Below are 17,308 nucleotides of genomic sequence, written 5' to 3'. Positions count from 1 at the left end.
AACACAGCCCTTCATTCGGGCTCGAATTTTAAGAAAAGCGTCGCCAGCGGGGGCAGATAAAGTTCGGCCTCCGCAGGCCAGTGTTGCCCCTTCACGGCCCGCGCTTCAACGCCGCCATGATTTCCCGTATTGCTGCCAGCGTACCAGCCAGCATCGGTGTTGATCCGTTCGACCCATCTGCCTGCAGCTGGCAGCGGCACCTTGTATCCGGTGCGCGGTACGGGAGTGAGATTGGTGATCACCAAAACCGGGTCCGCACCCGGCGCCTTACGCACCCAGGCCAGAACCGAATTCTGCTGATCATTGCCGATCACCCAATTGAACCCCTCGGGCTCGCAGTCGCGCTCATGCAATGCGGGCAGGCTCCGATAGGCCGCATTCAAATCGGCAATCAGCCGGCGCATCCCCTCATGGTTGGGCTGATCGAGCAGATACCAGTCTAGCGCCTTGCTTTCATTCCACTCGGCGCGCTGGGCAAATTCTTGGCCCATGAACAAAAGCTTCTTGCCCGGATGACCCCACATGAACGCCAGATAAGCACGCAGATTGGCAAATTGTTGCCAGTCATCACCCGGCATCTTCTCGAGCAATGTCCCTTTGCCATGCACCACCTCATCATGGCTCAGCGGCAAAACGAAATTCTCGCTAAAGGCATAGACCATGCCAAAGGTCATATCGGCGTGGTGGAACTTACGATGCACCGGGCTGCGGCTCATATAGCGCAGCGTGTCGTTCATGAAGCCCATGTTCCATTTGAAGCCGAAGCCCAGCCCATTGGCATAGGTCGGCGCCGTCACGCCCGGCCAGCTGGTGCTTTCCTCGGCGATCATGAACCCACCGGGAAACTGCCGATAGACCTCGGCATTCACCCGCTGCAGAAACGCGACCGTCTCAAGGTTCTGATTGCCCCCATGCTCATTGGGCACCCATTCCCCCGGCTCCCGCGAGTAATCGAGGTAAAGCATCGAAGCCACCGCATCGACCCGCAGACCGTCGATATGGAACTGATCAAACCAATAAAGCGCATTATTGGTGAGGAAAGCCGAAACCTCTTTGCGCCCCAGATTATAGATCGCGGTGTTCCAATCAGGGTGAAACCCTTGGCGCGGATCGGCATGTTCGTACAGCGCCGTGCCATCGAAATTGGCGAGGCCGAATTCATCGGTCGGAAAATGGGCTGGCACCCAATCGAGGATCACCCCAAGTCCCGCCTCATGCGCCGCATTCACAAAGCGCGCAAACCCTGCCGGATCGCCAAAACGCGCCGTTGGCGCATAGAGCCCCGTCGGCTGATAACCCCAGCTTGGATCATAGGGATGCTCGGAGATCGGCAGCACTTCGATATGGGTGTAACCCATGTCCGCCACATAAGGCACAAGCTGTTCGGCCAATTGGTCATAGCTCAAAAAGCCGCCATCCGGCCGCCGTCGCCACGAGCCTAGGTGCACCTCGTAAATCGACATCGGTGCGCGCCGCCAATCCTTGGCCTTGCGCTCTTCCATAAACTGCGCGTCCGTCCAAACGAACGGCGTCGGGTCGGGCACAACCGATGCACTTTTGGGGCGCATCTCGGCCTGCCGCGCAAACGGATCTGCCTTGAGGGGCAAGATTTGGCCCTCTGGCCCAACGATCTCATACTTATAGATCGTCCCCGTACCGAGCACCGGGATGAACACTTCCCAAATGCCCCCACGGTTGCGCATGGGGTTGCGCCGCCCATCCCATTCATTGAACGGACCAACGACCGAAACGCGCAATGCATTGGGCGCCCAGACCGCAAAATGCGTTCCATGAATGCCCTCAAACGCCATCTCATGCGCGCCGAGCTTATCGAAGAGCCGCAAATGCGTGCCTTCTCCGATATAGTAATCGTCCATTGGCCCAAGCACTGGCCCGAACGTATAGGGGTCGTAGACGTCCCACTCTCCGCCCGCGTTCTTGGCCCGATAACGCACTGGTTGCGGGGTATCGATCGCAACCTTGCCCTCAAAGAACCCCGCACCATGACGTGGGATCAAATGACCAAGCTCAGCCCCATCCAGCGTATAGGCGGTCAGCGTTTCCGCATTGGGCACAAAGGCACGCAATACCCACGCACCTTCGATCTGATGCAGGCCGAGAAAGCCGAAAGCGTCACTGTGCCGACCGGCAACAATGGCTTCGACTTCATGTGTCTCGGCTTGCCAGACTTCCTTACCCAAGCTCACGCGCTTCCCCTCATCACGACCGTCCAATCCGACCCGAGCCTAACGCTGAATAGTGCTATGTGTTCATTCTTACTGACGCCAAGCCAGCATTTATTTCGTTGGCACTCCCCAAATCTCCGACGCGTACTGCCGAATGGTTCGGTCCGAGGAGAAGAAACCAACACTGGCCGTATTGCGAATGGCGATAGCATTCCAACGCGCACGATCCTTCCAGATCGCATCGACTTCCGCCTGCGCCGCCACATAGGCATCGAAGTCGCGCGCCACCATGAACCAGTCATGGTCGTAAAGCCCGCCGATCAGGTCACGATAGCGATGCGGATCATCAGGCGAGAACACGCCGGATGAGATCGACTCCAGCGCTTCCTTGAGCGCGTGAGATTTGACAATCGCCGACCGAGGCACTTCCGCCCGCGAGCGCTTCTCAGCCACCTCATCCGCCGTCATGCCGAAGATGACGATATTGTCGTCGCCAACTTCCTTGTGCATCTCGACATTGGCGCCGTCCATGGTCCCGATGGTGAGCGCACCATTGGCCATGAACTTCATATTGCCGGTGCCCGATGCCTCCATCCCCGCCGTCGAGATCTGCTCGGACAAATCCGCTGCCGGGACGATCACTTCAGCCAAGCTGACGTTGTAGTTCGGCATAAACACGACCTTGAGCAGCCCGCGCACCGCCGGATCATGGTTGATCACCCGCGCCACGTCATTGATCAGCTTGATGATCAGCTTGGCGTTCCAATAGCTCGGCGCCGCCTTACCGGCGAAAATCTTGACGCGCGGCACATATTCCCGCTCCGGATGCGCCCGGATTTCATCATACAGCGCCACCGCATGAATGATGTTCAACAGCTGGCGCTTATATTCGTGAATACGCTTGATCTGCACGTCGAACATCGCGTCCGGCGACACCACAATATTCATCCGGTCCTTGATGACCTTGGCCAGCCGCTCCTTATTGGCGCGTTTGACCGCCGCAAACTGGGTTTGGAACCCAGGGTCCTCAGAATGCGGGATGAGCGCCTTAAGCGCATCGATACGATCCAAAAACTCAGGCCCGATCCGATCCGACAACAGCTTGGTCAGCGCCGGATTACACTGCATCAACCAGCGGCGCGGGGTGATCCCATTGGTCTTGTTATTGATGCGCTCGGGATAAAGCTTATGCAGGTCCGCAAACACGGTCTGCTTCATCAGATCGGTATGCAGCGCCGACACGCCATTGATCGAGTGCGAACCCACGAACGCCAGTTGCCCCATGCGCACGCGACGGCCACCATGCTCGTCAATCAGCGACACAGCAGCAATCTGCTGATCGGTAAACTTGGCCCGTGTCCGCGCTTCCGACAATACGTCGGCGTTGATCTGATAGATGATCTGCATGTGGCGCGGCAGCAGCCGCTCCAGCAGCGCCACCGGCCAGCTCTCTAGCGCTTCGGGGAGCAGCGTATGATTGGTGTAGCCAAATGTGCCCTTGGTCAGGCGCCAAGCTTCAGCCCATTTAAGCCCATTCTCATCGACCAGAATGCGCATCAATTCGGCAACGGAGATCGCCGGATGGGTATCATTGAGCTGGATCGCAACCTTATCCGGTAGCGAGCCCAAATCCCCAAATTGCTGGCGATGGCGGCGCACAATGTCCTGCAAAGACGCCGACGAGAAGAAGAACTCTTGGCGCAGGCGCAGCTCCTGCCCCGCTGCCGTCGAGTCCGCAGGATAAAGCACGCGAGTAATCGCACTCGCCTTCCCACTCTCTTCCAGCGCACCAATATGATCGCCCGAATTGAACCGATCGAGAAGGATCGGGTCTATGGGCTGCGCGCTCCAAAGGCGCAGCGTATTCACGCGCTGCCCGCGCCACCCAACGATGGGCGTATCATAGGCGACAGCCAGCAAATGTTCATTGGGGTGCCATTCCTGGCGCACTTCCCCATCGGGGTCCATAACCGGTTCGACCTTGCCGCCAAAGCCAACCTCATAGGCGCTTTCCCGGCGCTCGAATTCCCATGGATTGCCGTGCGTCAGCCAGTCTTCCGGCAGTTCCACCTGCCAGCCTTCACTCATCTCCTGACGGAACAGGCCGTGGACATAGCGAATGCCATAGCCATACGCCGGAATATCGACCGACGACATGGACTCCAGAAAACACGCCGCAAGACGACCGAGACCACCATTGCCCAGCGCGGCGTCAGGTTCGAGATTGATCAACTCGCCGAGGTCAACATTGAGGTTCTTAAGCGCCTCTTGCACAGGCTCCATCAGCCCCACATTGCTCATCGCGTCGCGCATCAGGCGACCAATGAGGAACTCTAGGCTGAGATAATAGACGCGCTTATTGGAGGTCCGCCACGTCTCGCGTGAGCTCTCCATCCAACGATCCATAACGCGGTCGCGCACCGCCAAGATAGTAGCGCGCAACCAGTCATGTGGACGAGCAACAATCGGGTCCTTACCGACTGAGTAAATCAGCCTCTCAAGGATTTCCGCCTGTATCGCTTCAACAGTAGTGGCACGTGGCTCCGGCGTAGGGGCATCGTAAACAATAGGCTTTTGCGGCATGACGCAGTCCAATATTCATTGCGATGTTCCCCTCAGAACTGCACTGACTGTTGCACTTATTTTTCAACACGAAAAGCCCTAATAACGCCTGCCTAGAGAGGGCTAGTTGGCCCTCTCTTCTTTCTCCTCTGCAGCGACCAGCTTAACTGTTGGTGCTATTCCGCTTTCTCGTGCCTGATCTTCGGCATTCGACAACAGCAAGCCCGTTCCCGCCGTCACGCCGCCCAACACCTGAGCCTCAAATCGAGCACGGTCGCGGACCCGCACGCCCTCGATCATCTCTTCGATTTCGATCTCGTCCGCACCCATCACGCGGATCGCATGAGCGCCGAATTGCAATGCCGATTCAAACGTCTCACGCAGCTCGAAGTCGACGCCAATCTCGCGCAACTCGATCGCATGGCCACGGTCGTAGGAGCGCACCATGACCTTCACCAGCGGGAATTCATGACGCAAAAGCTGCGCAATCTTGGTCGCATCGTCCTTCTTGTTGACGCACACCAGCACAAGATCGGCATTACCCGCCCCTGCCGCATGCAGCACATCAAGACGCGTTCCGTCACCGTAATAGATCTTAAAGCCAAACGGCTGCGCCGCCTGGATCATCTCGACATCATTATCGATGATGGACACTTTGTGCCCCTTGCCCAGCAGCGATTGACTGGCGATCTGTCCAAATCGACCAAAACCGATCATCAGAACGCTGCCGTTAAGGCCATCCGCCAACTCGACACCATCGAGCGACTGCACGCGCTTGGGCATCAGCTTCTGCATAGCAATGATGGCAAATGGCGTGAGCACCATCGAGACGATTACGGTCGCGGTGAAAATGGCATTCGTCGGACCGTCAATAATCCCTGCCGTTACCGCTGTCGTATAGAGCACGAAGGCGAATTCACCGCCCTGCCCCACCAGCACCGCGCGCTCTAGCGCTTCGGCATGATCCGACTTCAAAACACGCGCGATGACATAGATCGCCACGGCTTTGACCAGCATATAGGCCACGACGCTCAGCGCGATGATCTGCCAGTTCTCACCCACGATCCCAAGATCGAGCGACATCCCAACCGCAAGGAAAAAGAGGCCAAGCAGCAGACCACGGAAAGGCTCCACGTCTGCTTCAAGCTGATGCCTAAAGGTTGAGGTTGAAAGCAACACGCCCGCCATGAACGCGCCCATGGCCATGGACAAGCCGCTCAGTTGGAACAAAAGCCCCGCGCCGAGCACCACAAGCAGCGCCCCAGCCGTCATGACTTCACGCACTTTAGCGCGCGAGAGGATGCCGAAGAACGGGTTCATGATGCGACGACCAAGGAAAATCAGCAGCACAATCGCGCCAACCGCCACGCCAACCGAAATCAGTCGCGTCGTCAGCGAGATCTCTTCGTGTGGTGCCAACAAAGCGACAACGCCAAGAAGCGGCACAATCGCCAGATCCTCGAGCAGCAGAACGGAAACCATCTTCTGGCCGCTCGGACTGTTGAGTTCGCCTCGCTCCCCCAAAATCTGCATGACAATCGCAGTCGAGGTCAGAACGAAGCCCATGCCGAACACAAAGGCCACGACGGGCGCAAAGCCGAGCAAAATACCAACGCCCGTAAGCAGCGCGCCGCACAACCCGACTTGGATCACGCCGAGCCCAAAAATCTGCTTGCGCAATGCCCAGAGCTTGGACGGCTCCATCTCAAGGCCAATAATGAACAGGAAGAGCACCACCCCGAGTTCCGAGGCGGCCAAGACCGAACTTGGATCAGCAATCAGAGCAATGCCCGATGGCCCGAGCAATAGACCTGCCGCCAGATACCCCAATACCGATCCAAGCCCTAATCGCTTGAAGATCGGCACAGCAATCGCGGCAGCTGCCAACAGAGCAACGATTGGGATCAGATCAATCCCATGATTCGCCGCATCGCCTGCGTGACCGGCCAGTTCACCTGCCATTCTCGTTCCTCAATCTAAAAAGAGGTCGCAAACTCTGCCTCTCTAGTGCAGCCGTCACCGCTCAAAAAGCGGCCAAATACAGTCGCGAACGCCATTGGACCACAGAAATCGGGAGGAAATTACACGCGCTCTCGACAGCTTTTTCTCGCTAAGCAAACACCTTAGTCAAAGCCGTCTTCGCCCCTCTGAGGTGTGTCGACCCCGCCAATGCGATCCGATAAAGTGACCTCAAACTGCGGTTTGTTCAGAGAAGCCATCTATGTCCCGTAAGATTATTATCGACACCGATCCCGGCCAAGACGATGCCGTTGCCATTCTGTTGGCGCTGGCATCCCCAGAGGAACTCGACGTTCTGGGTATTGTCGCTGTTGCCGGTAACATCGGTCTCAAGCAGAACGCCATCAACGCGCGCAAAGTCGTGGAACTCTCCGGCCGCACCGACGTCCCAGTCTACGCTGGTTGCTCGCGCCCGATGCGCCGCACCCTCGTCACTGCCGAACATGTTCACGGCGACACCGGCATGAACGGCCCGGTTCTGCCCGATCCGACCATTCCGCTGCAGGAGCAGCACGGCGTCGATTTCATCATCGACACCATCATGAACAACCCGCCAAAGACCATCACCTTGGCAACGCTTGGCCCACTGACCAACATCGGCATGGCGCTGGTCAAAGAGCCAGCCATCGCTGAGCGCATTCAGGAAATCGTCCTGATGGGCGGCGCTTACTTTGAAGTGGGCAACATCACCCCTGCCGCCGAGTTCAACATCTATGTTGACCCGGAAGCCGCAGATCTGGTGATGAAGTGCGGTGCCAAGATCACCATCCAGCCGCTCGACGTCACGCACATGATCCAGGCCACCCCTGCCCGCCTCAACGCCATTAAGGCGCTGGGCAATAAGTCGGGTGCAGCCGTTCACGCCATGCTGACGTTCTCAGAACAGTTCGATCTCAAGAAATACGGCTGGGAAGGCGCTCCGCTACACGACCCAACCGTCATCGCCTACCTCTTGAAGCCAGAGCTGTTCGAAGGTCGCGTCTGCAACGTCTCGATCGAAACAGCATCCGAGCTAACCGTCGGCATGACCGTCGCCGACTATTGGCACGTCACCGACAAGCCCCGCAACGCGCTCTACCTGCGCTCGGGCAATGCCGAAGGCTTCTACGCGCTCCTCACCGAACGCCTATCCCGCCTGCCCTAATCGGCCTCGCATTCATGATGAAGACCCCGATAGTTCACTCTATCGGGGTCTTTTTTTATGCCGAGCAAACCCCCGTCGCCTCCATTCCGCTTGAATGGGGGGACCGAGCGTGCGGGTAAAAACCTCCCACCCTCTACCCACCAATCTCCACCCACCGGGTCACCCCAATATTCTCCAAAAACGCCGTGTCATGGCTCACCACCAACAGTGCCCCGTCAAACGCGCGCAGCCCCGCCTCCACCACCTCTATCGCTTCAATATCGAGATGGTTCGTCGGCTCATCCAGCACCAGTAGCATCGGCGTTGCTACCCCTCCGAGCACACAGGCCAGTCCCGCCCGCAAAAGCTCACCGCCACTGAGCGTCCCCACGGTTTGCAGCGCAGCATCATTGCGGAACTTGAACGCGGCCAACACTGCTCGACCATCATTGATCGTACTGTCCGGGTTGAGCCTTTGAAAATTCTCCAGCACCGTCTCGTCCCGATTGAGCAGACCAACATGTTGGTCGAGCATAGCCACAGCCCCAAAAGCCTCCACCCGCCCAGCTGTTGAAGGCAGCGTCCCGGTCAACAATTTCAGTGCCGTCGACTTCCCCGCCCCGTTGCGACCAACGAGCGCCACCCGTTCCGGCCCCATGATCTCAAAATCAATGCCACGGATCACCGGCGCATCGGGAACATAGCCCCCCGTCGATCCACTTGCGCGCAACACAACCTTGCCCGCATGCAGACCGGTCGGCGCCAGTTTGACCGCAAACGGCGTCAATACTTCGATCTGCTCGCGAGCAGCCCTAATGGCGTCATCGGCCGCCGCAGCCAGCCGCTGACCAAGCTTATCGATAGAACCGGACGTACCTTCCGCCTGCCGCTTGAGCCCGCCAAGAAGGATCTTGGGTGCGCCGCCCCGTGCAGCACTCTTGCGCCCACTGGCATTGCGCCGATCTTGCCGCTCCTTAGCCTGCTGTGCCGACCGCGCGGCATCGTTTTTCTGCTGCTGCGCCACATCCAGATCATGCTGCGCCGCCGCCAGCTCCAGCGCCTTCCGCTCCCGATAAAAACTGTAATTGCCGCCGTAACTGCGGGCGCCCAGTCCCGTCAGCTCAACGATCGTGTCCATCTCCTCGAGCAATTCGCGGTCGTGGCTCACCACAATGGCCGTGCCGCGCCAGCGCTTAAGCAGATGCAACACAGCCGCCCGTCCCTCGCGGTCCAGATTGTTAGTCGGCTCATCGAGGAGAATGATGTCGGGCTGCGCAAACTCGAGTGCAGCCAAAGCCGCCCTGACGCGTTGCCCTCCCGACAACTCGGCCAGCACAGTTTCAGCCGTAGCCACGAGACCAAAGCTGCTCAACGCTTCCTCAATCCTGGCTTCAAGCGTCCAGTCTATCGTGTCGAAGTCCTCAAGCGCAGCATCGCCCGCAATGGCTCTCTGCATCGCCAGCCACGGTGCGCGGACATCAAACAAATCCATGATGGTTTCACCATCGGACGCGCCGACATCCTGCCGCAACATGGCAACCCGGCCGTGCACGGCAACAGTGCCACTGGATGCCACAAGCGTGCCCATCGTGAGGCCCAAAAGTGTGGACTTCCCGCCACCATTACGCCCAACGATGCCAGTCCTGCCGGCGTTGAAACTGAGGTCGATTTTATTGAAAAGCTGGCGGCCGTCAGGCGCAGAATAGCTCAGCTGAGAGATGGTAATAGCGGAAGGCATGGTTGGAACAGTCCTCAAAAGCAAACGGGAAAACTCGTGTTTGCGGGACAAATTCCATTGGGCACCTACCGGTCCAGTTGCGACGTTCTGACCATAACCCCTTCAAGCCAAACGTCAACTCCCCCTAGGCAAGGCCAAAGTCTAGCGCTAGAGATGTTTGGATAATTGGATGACCGCCATGGATCTGTTTACGCTTTTTGCTTTCACCATTGCCTATTTGATTGCCCTGATTGTTCCGGGGCCGGGCATCGCAGCAGTGGTCGCCAGAGCGCTCGGTGGCGGATTCAAAAATGCCATCCCGATGACCCTAGGCATCCTCGCCGGTGACCTCGTCTATTTCTTCTTCGCCATCTTTGGCCTCGCCGCGCTCGCCACCTATTTCGCGCCCATCTTTGTCATCATCCGCTGGGTTGGCGCGGCCTATCTGCTTTATATCGCTTATCAATTCTGGACAGCCAAGCCTGGCTCCGAACAGATGCGTCCGAAAAAAGAAGACGCCATGAAGACCTTTTTGGCCGGCTTCTCGCTCACCATGGGTAATCCCAAAACCATTATTTTCTACCTCGCAATTCTGCCCACAGTGGTCCCTCTCGGCCAGATCAACGCCCTCGCCATCGTAGAGTTGACCGTTCTGGTTATCGTCTGCCTGCTCCTCGTGTGCAGTGCCTATGCTGCCTTGGCATCAGCTGCACGCGACATGTTCCGCAGCGAAAAAGCCTTGCGCCGTCTCAATAAAACCGCTGGTGCCATGCTGGCGGGCGCAGCAACACTTGTGGTCCTACAGCACTAAACTCTTTGGCGGCCGTGCTTTGCTGCCCAACTTATTCCCACAAGTTCGCGCCAAGTCTACAATCACCCTTGACCGCGCAGGCCGACACAAACTAGGAAAATCCCCGTGCGACGCACATGGGGGCCTATAGCTCAATGGTTAGAGCCGACCGCTCATAACGGTCTGGTTCCAGGTTCGAGTCCTGGTGGGCCCACCAAATCTCCTCACCTCACGCGCTCTATTCTTGCCCAGCTTCGCGGTTTTTGACGCCGAGAAAATGCTGCGCGGAATCTCTGCCGACACGTGGTAAGGCCTTAGCCAACCACGAGGACCAATATGCCAACACTCTATTACGTTCAGGGCTTCCGCGCTAAAGGCCGCAAGCTGGAACCTGATGTGCCCCAGGCAAAGAAGACTGCCGAGGCGGCCATTGCCGCCGCCGAACGGATCGCTCCAACGCGCGCTGGGGTCTGGGCCTACTCCGCCGATGTCGACGTGGAAGCGGACACATACGACGAGCCTAAAGTACTGTTCAGCGCGGGCACCCTCCCCGAAGGCCTCTTGGGGTAATCCCGACTGGCAAGCTGATAATCAAAAGCCATTAAAACGCTTTCGTGAGCTCTGGCGCTCGCGATAGGCCTACCTTCACAAATCTGCGCACTGCGGCACTGTTGTTTTAGGTGCGCAAAAGCCTATCTATGCCACATGGCCAGCAAACGAAAATCTCCTGAACCAGCAGTCCATATCGCGGAGTGGTCACTGCCAACAGCGGCGACACTGGGTTCTGCCGTACGCACCAAAGGCATCATGCTGGAGATGCGCGCCAAACTGCCCACAACGCTCCGCAAATTTCTGGATGTACGACCCGGCACTCTCATTTTGGGAATGCCGGAAGGCCACGAACAAGAGTTCGCTCGCGCCTCAGAAACGATTGAGCGCAATCTCGTGGGCATCGAGAAACTCGCTATAATTCCACGCGAAATTCAGGACATTCTCACGATCACCACCAGCGAACGCCATCGCTGGCTCAAAGATGGCCGGCTCCCAAGCGCAGGAACCCGTACCGTCAAGCTCCACGGCCGTGCCCGCAAAATCACCTTTCACGTGTTTGAGCCTAAGGTCGTCGAAGACATGCTCAACGACGATAAAATGAGTGAATGGCGCGAACAGGATAAGCTCACCGCAGCCGAAAACCGTCGACAGGCCGCTTGGAAACGCCGCCTCGCGCGTGAAGAGAAAGCCAAACCTTCCGAGACCCTGAAGGACACGAAAGCAGCAAAACTAGCGGGTTGGGCCGAGTTCGAACGCGAAGGCCTCTTGCGGTAGAGTGTCCGGTGTTAGCGGCCCCGACACACTGACTTTAGCGCGCGCACACACAAAGCCGAACCGTGCGGCATCGATGGCAGCACTTCCCGTGAGCCAAGCCCACAAGAACGCCCCGCAGAAAGTGTCACCCGCCCCATTTGCATCAACGACGCTGACAACATCGTTCGTCTTCGGCAATTCGTACTGGGCTGAAACCTCGCCCCCCTGCCCTTGGTAGACACCTACCCATTCGTGGTGCCGGGATACAATCATCCAGCCAGACTGCGCCAATCGCACACCGACGCCGCGAATATCCCCGGCGCTTGATTTCATGAGATGCTCAAGCTCTTCATGATTGAGGTGCAAAATGTCGGTCTGTTTGAGGATCTGCGCAAAGCCATCCCCGCCCGGGAACACCCAAGCAGCGCCCGGATCAAGCGAGAGCTTCAGCTCCGGATTGACCGCCTTGGCATCGGCCACAATGCCCGCCAGCAACGCAGGAACCTCGGCATCGAGAAACGAGGTGATATGCACCACGTCACACTCGGCGACGGCAGACACGATGCGCGCGCGCTCCGCAGTCAGATATTCGCGCACCTTCGCATTGGCGCCCAATGCCGTCAGCAACGTGCGTCCGCCCGGCTCAACCATGGCGAGACATGTGGCCGGGGGCAGCTCGAGCATTGCGATCTGGCGCGGAGCAATCCCGAGTGCGGCCAAGGTTTCGACATGCGGCCAACCGCCATCAATCGCGCCAGCGATCCCGATAAATTGCCCGTCGATTTTTCGGTTTGTTTCGTTCAGCAGACCGACGACGCGGGCAACATTAAATGCAGATCCGCCCAAAAAGGTTTTTGCGCCAAGCCGCGCCAACGCTTCAGCACCACTGTTGGCCGCCTCATCGCTGACCGCAGTCTCGACCAATGGCACGGCCTCAACGCCGATTTGTTTTATCAAATCCGCGCCGGAAAGTTTTGCCACCAAATCGCGATTCATCGCGCCGAGAAAACCAATCTTTGTCATGTCGCTTTCGTTGCCATTCTCGGGCGCGACACGCAAGCGCTGTGCAATCACGTGAGGGAAGGATTGTCCCTGAGTCTGGAGTCAAATCGGCCAAAGTCGGGCAAGGAGCCGCGCTTCAGACCTCAATCCAAAAATATTCTTAGCGACCCATCGTCGCCCCCTGCACTTGAACAAAGATAGGTAAGTACTTCTGTCATTTCAATTCTTCGGCGTGAAGCCATCCTAACCCCTCGATAGTATTAAGAATTCTCCGTACCCGCCGGTACGTTGATCGTTGACAGCGTCTCATACTTTAGACATGTTCGCGCCATGTTGGCTCATATGGCAGAGATCATTGTGGAGCCTTTGCGGGGTATCCCCGTCGAAGGATTACAGCCCGCGGCCGCGCTGAATAGCACGGCGCGCGGGTCAGGTTAGTATTTCCCTCCACAACACGGTCTCACAAAGCACGTCGAACACAGCCCCGGCACGGCGACCACCGAATTGTCCATCATGATCCTTCATCACCAAGCCATAGCTGAATTTCTATGTCTTGATCCGTCGCAAACCCAGCGACGCCCTAAGCGCGAGACGCACGGTGCTCAGCCTGCCGCCTTCGCCGCCGAGGGTTTCGTTTCAAAGTCCATTGCGAGTTGGACTTTCGGGGTTGTGACACTCCATTTACCTGCAGTGTTCTAGGAGGAAGCTAAGAACATGACGGATACACTACTGTCCCGCGCCCTTGTTCGTCTCGATGAGGCTGCGTCGCATATCGATGTCGACGCCGACGTGCTTGAAAAGCTGAAATTCCCGCGTGAAACGCATAAGATGCGCCTCATGATCCGTATGGATGATGGTTCGCGTAAGTCTTTCCTGTCCTGGCGTTGCCGCTACGATGACACCCGTGGCCCAACCAAAGGCGGCATTCGTTTCCACCCGCACTCCACTGAAGACGAAACCGAAACCTTGGCGTTTTGGATGACCTTCAAGTGCGCGGTTATGAACCTGCCTTACGGCGGTGGTAAGGGTGCGGTTCAGGTGAACCCACGCGACCTTTCCAAGTCTGAGCTAGAGCGCCTCTCCCGCGCTTACATGCAGGCTTTCTCCCGCGTCATCGGTCCAGATCGCGACATTCCGGCTCCAGACGTTTACACCAACTCCATGATCATGGGTTGGATGGCTGACGAATATAACCAGATCGTCGACGCCGTTACTCCAGCCGTTATCACCGGTAAGCCAATCGCTCTCGGCGGTTCGCTGGGCCGTGACGACGCGACTGCACGAGGCGGCTTCTATCTCGTCCGTCGCCTCGCCAACGACCTAGGTCTCGCCGACAAGTTGCGCGTAGCGATCCAGGGCTTTGGTAACGCCGGCCAGCACATGGCTCGCCTTATGGCGTCCGATGGCCACATCATCGTTGCTGTCTCGGACACCGGTGGCACCGTTTACAACGCCAACGGCCTCGACATCGAAAAGCTGTTCGAAGCCAAGAAGAACGGCAAGTCGGTCGCTTCCTTGGTCGCCGACGGCCAGGCAACGGCAATCGACGACGTCGTCGGTGTTGACTGTGACGTGCTTGTTCCATCGGCGATGGAAGACATGATCACCATCGACAATGCCGATCAGGTCAAGGCCAAGCTCGTTGTTGAACTCGCAAACGGCCCTGTCACCGCGCAGGCAGATGCGATCCTCAACAAGAAGGGCGTCATTGTCCTCCCAGATATTCTGGCGAACGCTGGCGGCGTGACTGTTTCCTACTTCGAGTGGGTTCAGAACCGTCAGGGCTTCTACTGGCCACTCGACGAAATCCATGAACGCCTGCGCGTCATCATGGAACGCGAAGGCGCTGCTATCTGGCAGGTGGCAAAGGACAAGAACATCAGCGTCCGTACGGCCGCCTATGTGACTGCACTGAGCCGCATCTCGACCGCCATTGAAGCGCATGGCACTCAGCCGTTCTTTCAGAGCTGAAAAGCCGTAGATCGCTGAACCTTACCGCCCGGATGGTCCCAGACTGTCCGGGCGTTTTCGTTTTAGGCGGAAGCCAGAGCCTTAAACCGCTCTAGCTGATACAAATTCCGACAATTAAAACAAACTAATCCACCAATAGAATCTCAAGCACAGACAACGCATTACCCCGCCATATTTAATCTCGAGTTAGGAAGATAGAGACATACTACAAGCAACAGCAACTGGTTAATGCCATGCAAAAACAGTATTACGAACCTCCTGCCAAGCTTTAATAGCAACACTATTGTTCATCACCCCAAACTTTGCTGCCGAAAACACCCGCCCAATTCTCACGATATCAGGGCACAGCGGCGCAACGTCTGAGGCGGACGAGATCACTTATGATCAGGCCAGCTTAGAAGCGATGATGACTGCATCGATCACCACAAGTACGCCGTGGTTCGATGGCACCTCCGTTTTTGAGGGCATACCCCTCGAAGAGCTAATCGGCGAGCTGAATGCGGGCGCCACCAAGATCACCGCCATCGCACTCAATGATTACATGACCGAGATTCCGTTCGACGACATCAAGGCCAACAAGCCGATCCTAGCCCTCAAGCGGGATGGTGAGTTTATGAGCGTTCGCGACAAAGGCCCGCTGTTCATAATCTACGCGTACGACTTCAAGCCAGAGCTACGCACGCACCACTATTATTCACGGTCAGCTTGGCAGGTTGCAAAACTTGTCATCGAATGAGGCCAACCAGCTCGGCATTATTAGACTGCTCAATTGGCTTCTCGTTGGCACAGTAGTCCTGTTTGCCGCAGCGACCTACTACGTCAGCTCAATTGAGGCTGAACGTCAGCATGCACACGACACGTTCTCACCCTATGAAGTAGCCTTTGCAGTCGCCCAGACCGTGAACGAATTTCTGCGGTTCGAGCAAACCTTGGCGATGTACTCTCTGCCCGGAAGCCAGCTGTCGATAGACGATGTGCGGCTCCGTCTCGATATCATTATTGGCCGCTTGCAGCAGTTCGAGCGCAGCACCGATCATGTCGGGGAAGAGCGCCTCGTCGTGCACTTCATGCACACAAATCCGGGCTATGGCGAGACCATGACGGAGGTCAAAAAAGCGCTCGACATCGCCGATATCGCCCTAAACTCTGGCGACACCCCAAACATGGCGCTGGTCCACACCAGCCTTCGCGCGCTCAATCGACTAGACAGCAAAATGGCGAGTTTTGCGGCGCAAGCGTCCAGCTATTCCGCTCAGCTCTATGCCGGTGACAAGCGTGAATTGCAGGATATCGCAAGCTTCTCAGAAATCCTCAAAGCCATTCTCATCGGGTGCGGCGCGCTCCTCGTCGGCGTCCTCACACTCAAGCTACGGCTACTTGATCGAACACAAGTCAAACTCCGCGACCTGACGGCCGAACTCACACGCACAATGCAGTCCGTGACCGTCCAGAACGAACGGTTTGACGCCGCACTCAACAATATGAGCCACGCGCTCTGCATGTTTGATAAGCACCGAAAACTCGCCGTCTACAACAGCCGTTTCAGCGCTTTAACGTGCATTGACGAGAGCGAATTAGAAGGGCTTTCCATCAACGCCCTGCGCAAGAAAGGCAACCGCACCTCTCAATATCTGTATGACGCTATTGCCCCCTCCGTCATCAAGCGCCGCCCCCAGCTCGTTATTACCGATCTGCCCAACAAACACAGCTATGCCGTCAACCAAACGCCGATGGCAAATGGGGGATGGCTCGCAACCTTTGAGGATATCTCTGGCGTCCGCGCAGCCGAGGCGCGGATCACCCATATGGCACTGCATGACTCATTGACCGGTCTGCCCAATCGCGCGCACTTCCGCCAGCGCCTCGAGCATGTGTTGGGCCAGAAGGATGAGAAGGACAGCCATATGGCCTTCTTCTTCCTCGACCTCGACAAATTCAAAGACATCAACGACACGCTCGGTCACCAAGTTGGTGATGACCTATTGCGCGCTGTCGCCGCCCGCATGCTCGCCGCCCTTCCAGACGGGTACTTCCCCGCGCGGTTTGGCGGCGACGAGTTCGCGGTGATGAGCACATTAGGCAAGGCCAAAGACCACCAGGGCTTTAGTGTATGGCTGATTGACCAGCTCTCCCGCCCCTACCTTATCGGGACGAACTCTTTACGTGTTGGCGTCAGCATTGGCATAGCGACTTGGTCTAAGCGATCTCCGATTTCGTCCGAGGAATTGATCCGACGCGCCGATGTGGCGCTATACCAAGCCAAAGCTGACGGACGCGGTCAAATCAGCTTCTATCTTCCGCAGTTGGACGAAACTCGGGTCCGACACGCACGACTAGAGACCGACCTAGCGGTCGCCCTTGAACGCAATGAGATGTCGCTGGTCTTCCAACCCATCGTCTGCACCATTTCGGGCAGACCTATCAGCTGAAGACCCGCAAGAACTGGCTCGCTGAGCCTGCGGCTGCGATTGTGGTCGTCTGATTTCCGTGTTTGAGCAGATTTGGCGCGGCGTTTGGCGATCGGCGGTGCCCATTGACGGCGTTTCCCGGTCATCCGGGCAGACTCATGGCGCGGTTGCGCGCTTTTCGTGGAAGACGAGGCGGTCGAAGTTGTAGGCCAGATTGGCCAAGGT

Annotated in this window: 12 protein-coding genes and 1 tRNA gene; 8 read left to right on the top strand and 5 right to left on the bottom strand. The window is 57.4% G+C overall.

Annotated features, from left to right (window positions below; all coding sequences use genetic code 11):
* Positions 1-11 precede the first annotated feature (11 nt).
* From glgB to HKD40_RS07365, 3 genes are all read right to left on the bottom strand, one after another.
* Positions 12-2,207: a 1,4-alpha-glucan branching protein GlgB gene (glgB, locus tag HKD40_RS07375; protein ID WP_169195099.1), complete on the bottom strand. Its 2,196-nt coding sequence runs from the start codon at positions 2,205-2,207 to the stop codon at positions 12-14.
* A gap of 90 nt (positions 2,208-2,297) precedes the next feature.
* Entirely contained in the window at positions 2,298-4,769 is a 2,472-nt protein-coding gene (locus tag HKD40_RS07370; RefSeq protein ID WP_169195098.1) for a glycogen/starch/alpha-glucan phosphorylase, read from the bottom strand.
* A 102-nt stretch (positions 4,770-4,871) separates the two neighbouring features.
* Complete coding sequence (locus HKD40_RS07365) at positions 4,872-6,710, bottom strand: monovalent cation:proton antiporter-2 (CPA2) family protein (protein WP_169195097.1); 1,839 nt, start codon at positions 6,708-6,710, stop codon at positions 4,872-4,874.
* 259 nt (positions 6,711-6,969) lie between these two features.
* Between HKD40_RS07365 and HKD40_RS07360 the strand changes: the two genes are divergently transcribed.
* The gene (locus tag HKD40_RS07360) at positions 6,970-7,911 is read left to right on the top strand and encodes a nucleoside hydrolase (RefSeq protein ID WP_169195096.1); all 942 of its coding nucleotides are present in this window, start codon (positions 6,970-6,972) and stop codon (positions 7,909-7,911) included.
* A gap of 133 nt (positions 7,912-8,044) precedes the next feature.
* Here the strand turns inward: HKD40_RS07360 and HKD40_RS07355 are convergent, their stop codons facing one another.
* Positions 8,045-9,628 (bottom strand): ABC-F family ATP-binding cassette domain-containing protein, encoded by a 1,584-nt coding sequence (locus tag HKD40_RS07355; protein WP_169195095.1) that lies wholly within the window; start codon positions 9,626-9,628, stop codon positions 8,045-8,047.
* A gap of 169 nt (positions 9,629-9,797) precedes the next feature.
* Between HKD40_RS07355 and HKD40_RS07350 the strand changes: the two genes are divergently transcribed.
* The 4 genes from HKD40_RS07350 (at position 9,798) to HKD40_RS07335 (ending at position 11,723) form a co-directional block, all read left to right on the top strand.
* Positions 9,798-10,418, top strand: coding sequence for a LysE family translocator (locus tag HKD40_RS07350; protein WP_169195094.1), 621 nt, complete (start codon positions 9,798-9,800; stop codon positions 10,416-10,418).
* A gap of 120 nt (positions 10,419-10,538) precedes the next feature.
* Positions 10,539-10,614, top strand: a tRNA-Ile gene (locus HKD40_RS07345).
* A gap of 119 nt (positions 10,615-10,733) precedes the next feature.
* Positions 10,734-10,967: a hypothetical protein gene (locus tag HKD40_RS07340; protein WP_169195093.1), complete on the top strand. Its 234-nt coding sequence runs from the start codon at positions 10,734-10,736 to the stop codon at positions 10,965-10,967.
* Between the two features lie 135 nt (positions 10,968-11,102).
* Positions 11,103-11,723, top strand: coding sequence for a hypothetical protein (locus tag HKD40_RS07335; RefSeq protein WP_169195092.1), 621 nt, complete (start codon positions 11,103-11,105; stop codon positions 11,721-11,723).
* On the opposite strand, the gene HKD40_RS07330 is transcribed toward HKD40_RS07335, so the two are convergent.
* Entirely contained in the window at positions 11,679-12,725 is a 1,047-nt protein-coding gene (locus HKD40_RS07330; RefSeq protein ID WP_169195091.1) for a carbohydrate kinase family protein, read from the bottom strand. The two genes, HKD40_RS07335 and HKD40_RS07330, sit on opposite strands and share 45 nt — an antisense overlap.
* A 693-nt stretch (positions 12,726-13,418) precedes the next feature.
* Here HKD40_RS07330 and HKD40_RS07325 point away from each other — a divergent pair.
* The 3 genes from HKD40_RS07325 to HKD40_RS07315 all read left to right on the top strand — a co-directional run bounded on the left by HKD40_RS07325 (position 13,419) and on the right by HKD40_RS07315 (position 17,104).
* The gene (locus tag HKD40_RS07325; RefSeq protein ID WP_169195090.1) at positions 13,419-14,675 is read left to right on the top strand and encodes a Glu/Leu/Phe/Val dehydrogenase; all 1,257 of its coding nucleotides are present in this window, start codon (positions 13,419-13,421) and stop codon (positions 14,673-14,675) included.
* A gap of 283 nt (positions 14,676-14,958) precedes the next feature.
* A complete protein-coding gene (locus HKD40_RS07320; RefSeq protein ID WP_210257053.1) occupies positions 14,959-15,411 on the top strand; it encodes an oxidoreductase in 453 nt (150 codons plus the stop codon).
* Positions 15,398-17,104: a diguanylate cyclase gene (locus HKD40_RS07315; protein WP_169195089.1), complete on the top strand. Its 1,707-nt coding sequence runs from the start codon at positions 15,398-15,400 to the stop codon at positions 17,102-17,104. Before HKD40_RS07320 ends, HKD40_RS07315 begins: the two co-directional genes overlap by 14 nt.
* Positions 17,105-17,308: the final 204 nt, after the last annotated feature.

This window comes from Devosia sp. MC1541, from assembly GCF_012847305.1.
Lineage (GTDB): Bacteria > Pseudomonadota > Alphaproteobacteria > Rhizobiales > Devosiaceae > Devosia.
Note: the sequence above shows the minus strand (reverse complement) of the source record. Positions and strands in the feature narration are given on the sequence as shown.

Excerpts from the sequence above, each read along its gene's own strand:
- HKD40_RS07370 (WP_169195098.1), bottom strand. The coding sequence starts at position 4,769 with ATGCCGCAAAAGCCTATTGTTTACGATGCCCCTACGCCGGAGCCACGT.
- HKD40_RS07365 (WP_169195097.1), bottom strand. The coding sequence starts at position 6,710 with ATGGCAGGTGAACTGGCCGGTCACGCAGGCGATGCGGCGAATCATGGG.
- HKD40_RS07360 (WP_169195096.1), top strand. The coding sequence starts at position 6,970 with ATGTCCCGTAAGATTATTATCGACACCGATCCCGGCCAAGACGATGCC.
- HKD40_RS07355 (WP_169195095.1), bottom strand. The coding sequence starts at position 9,628 with ATGCCTTCCGCTATTACCATCTCTCAGCTGAGCTATTCTGCGCCTGAC.
- HKD40_RS07350 (WP_169195094.1), top strand. The coding sequence starts at position 9,798 with ATGACCGCCATGGATCTGTTTACGCTTTTTGCTTTCACCATTGCCTAT.
- HKD40_RS07340 (WP_169195093.1), top strand. The coding sequence starts at position 10,734 with ATGCCAACACTCTATTACGTTCAGGGCTTCCGCGCTAAAGGCCGCAAG.
- HKD40_RS07335 (WP_169195092.1), top strand. The coding sequence starts at position 11,103 with ATGGCCAGCAAACGAAAATCTCCTGAACCAGCAGTCCATATCGCGGAG.
- HKD40_RS07330 (WP_169195091.1), bottom strand. The coding sequence starts at position 12,725 with ATGACAAAGATTGGTTTTCTCGGCGCGATGAATCGCGATTTGGTGGCA.
- HKD40_RS07325 (WP_169195090.1), top strand. The coding sequence starts at position 13,419 with ATGACGGATACACTACTGTCCCGCGCCCTTGTTCGTCTCGATGAGGCT.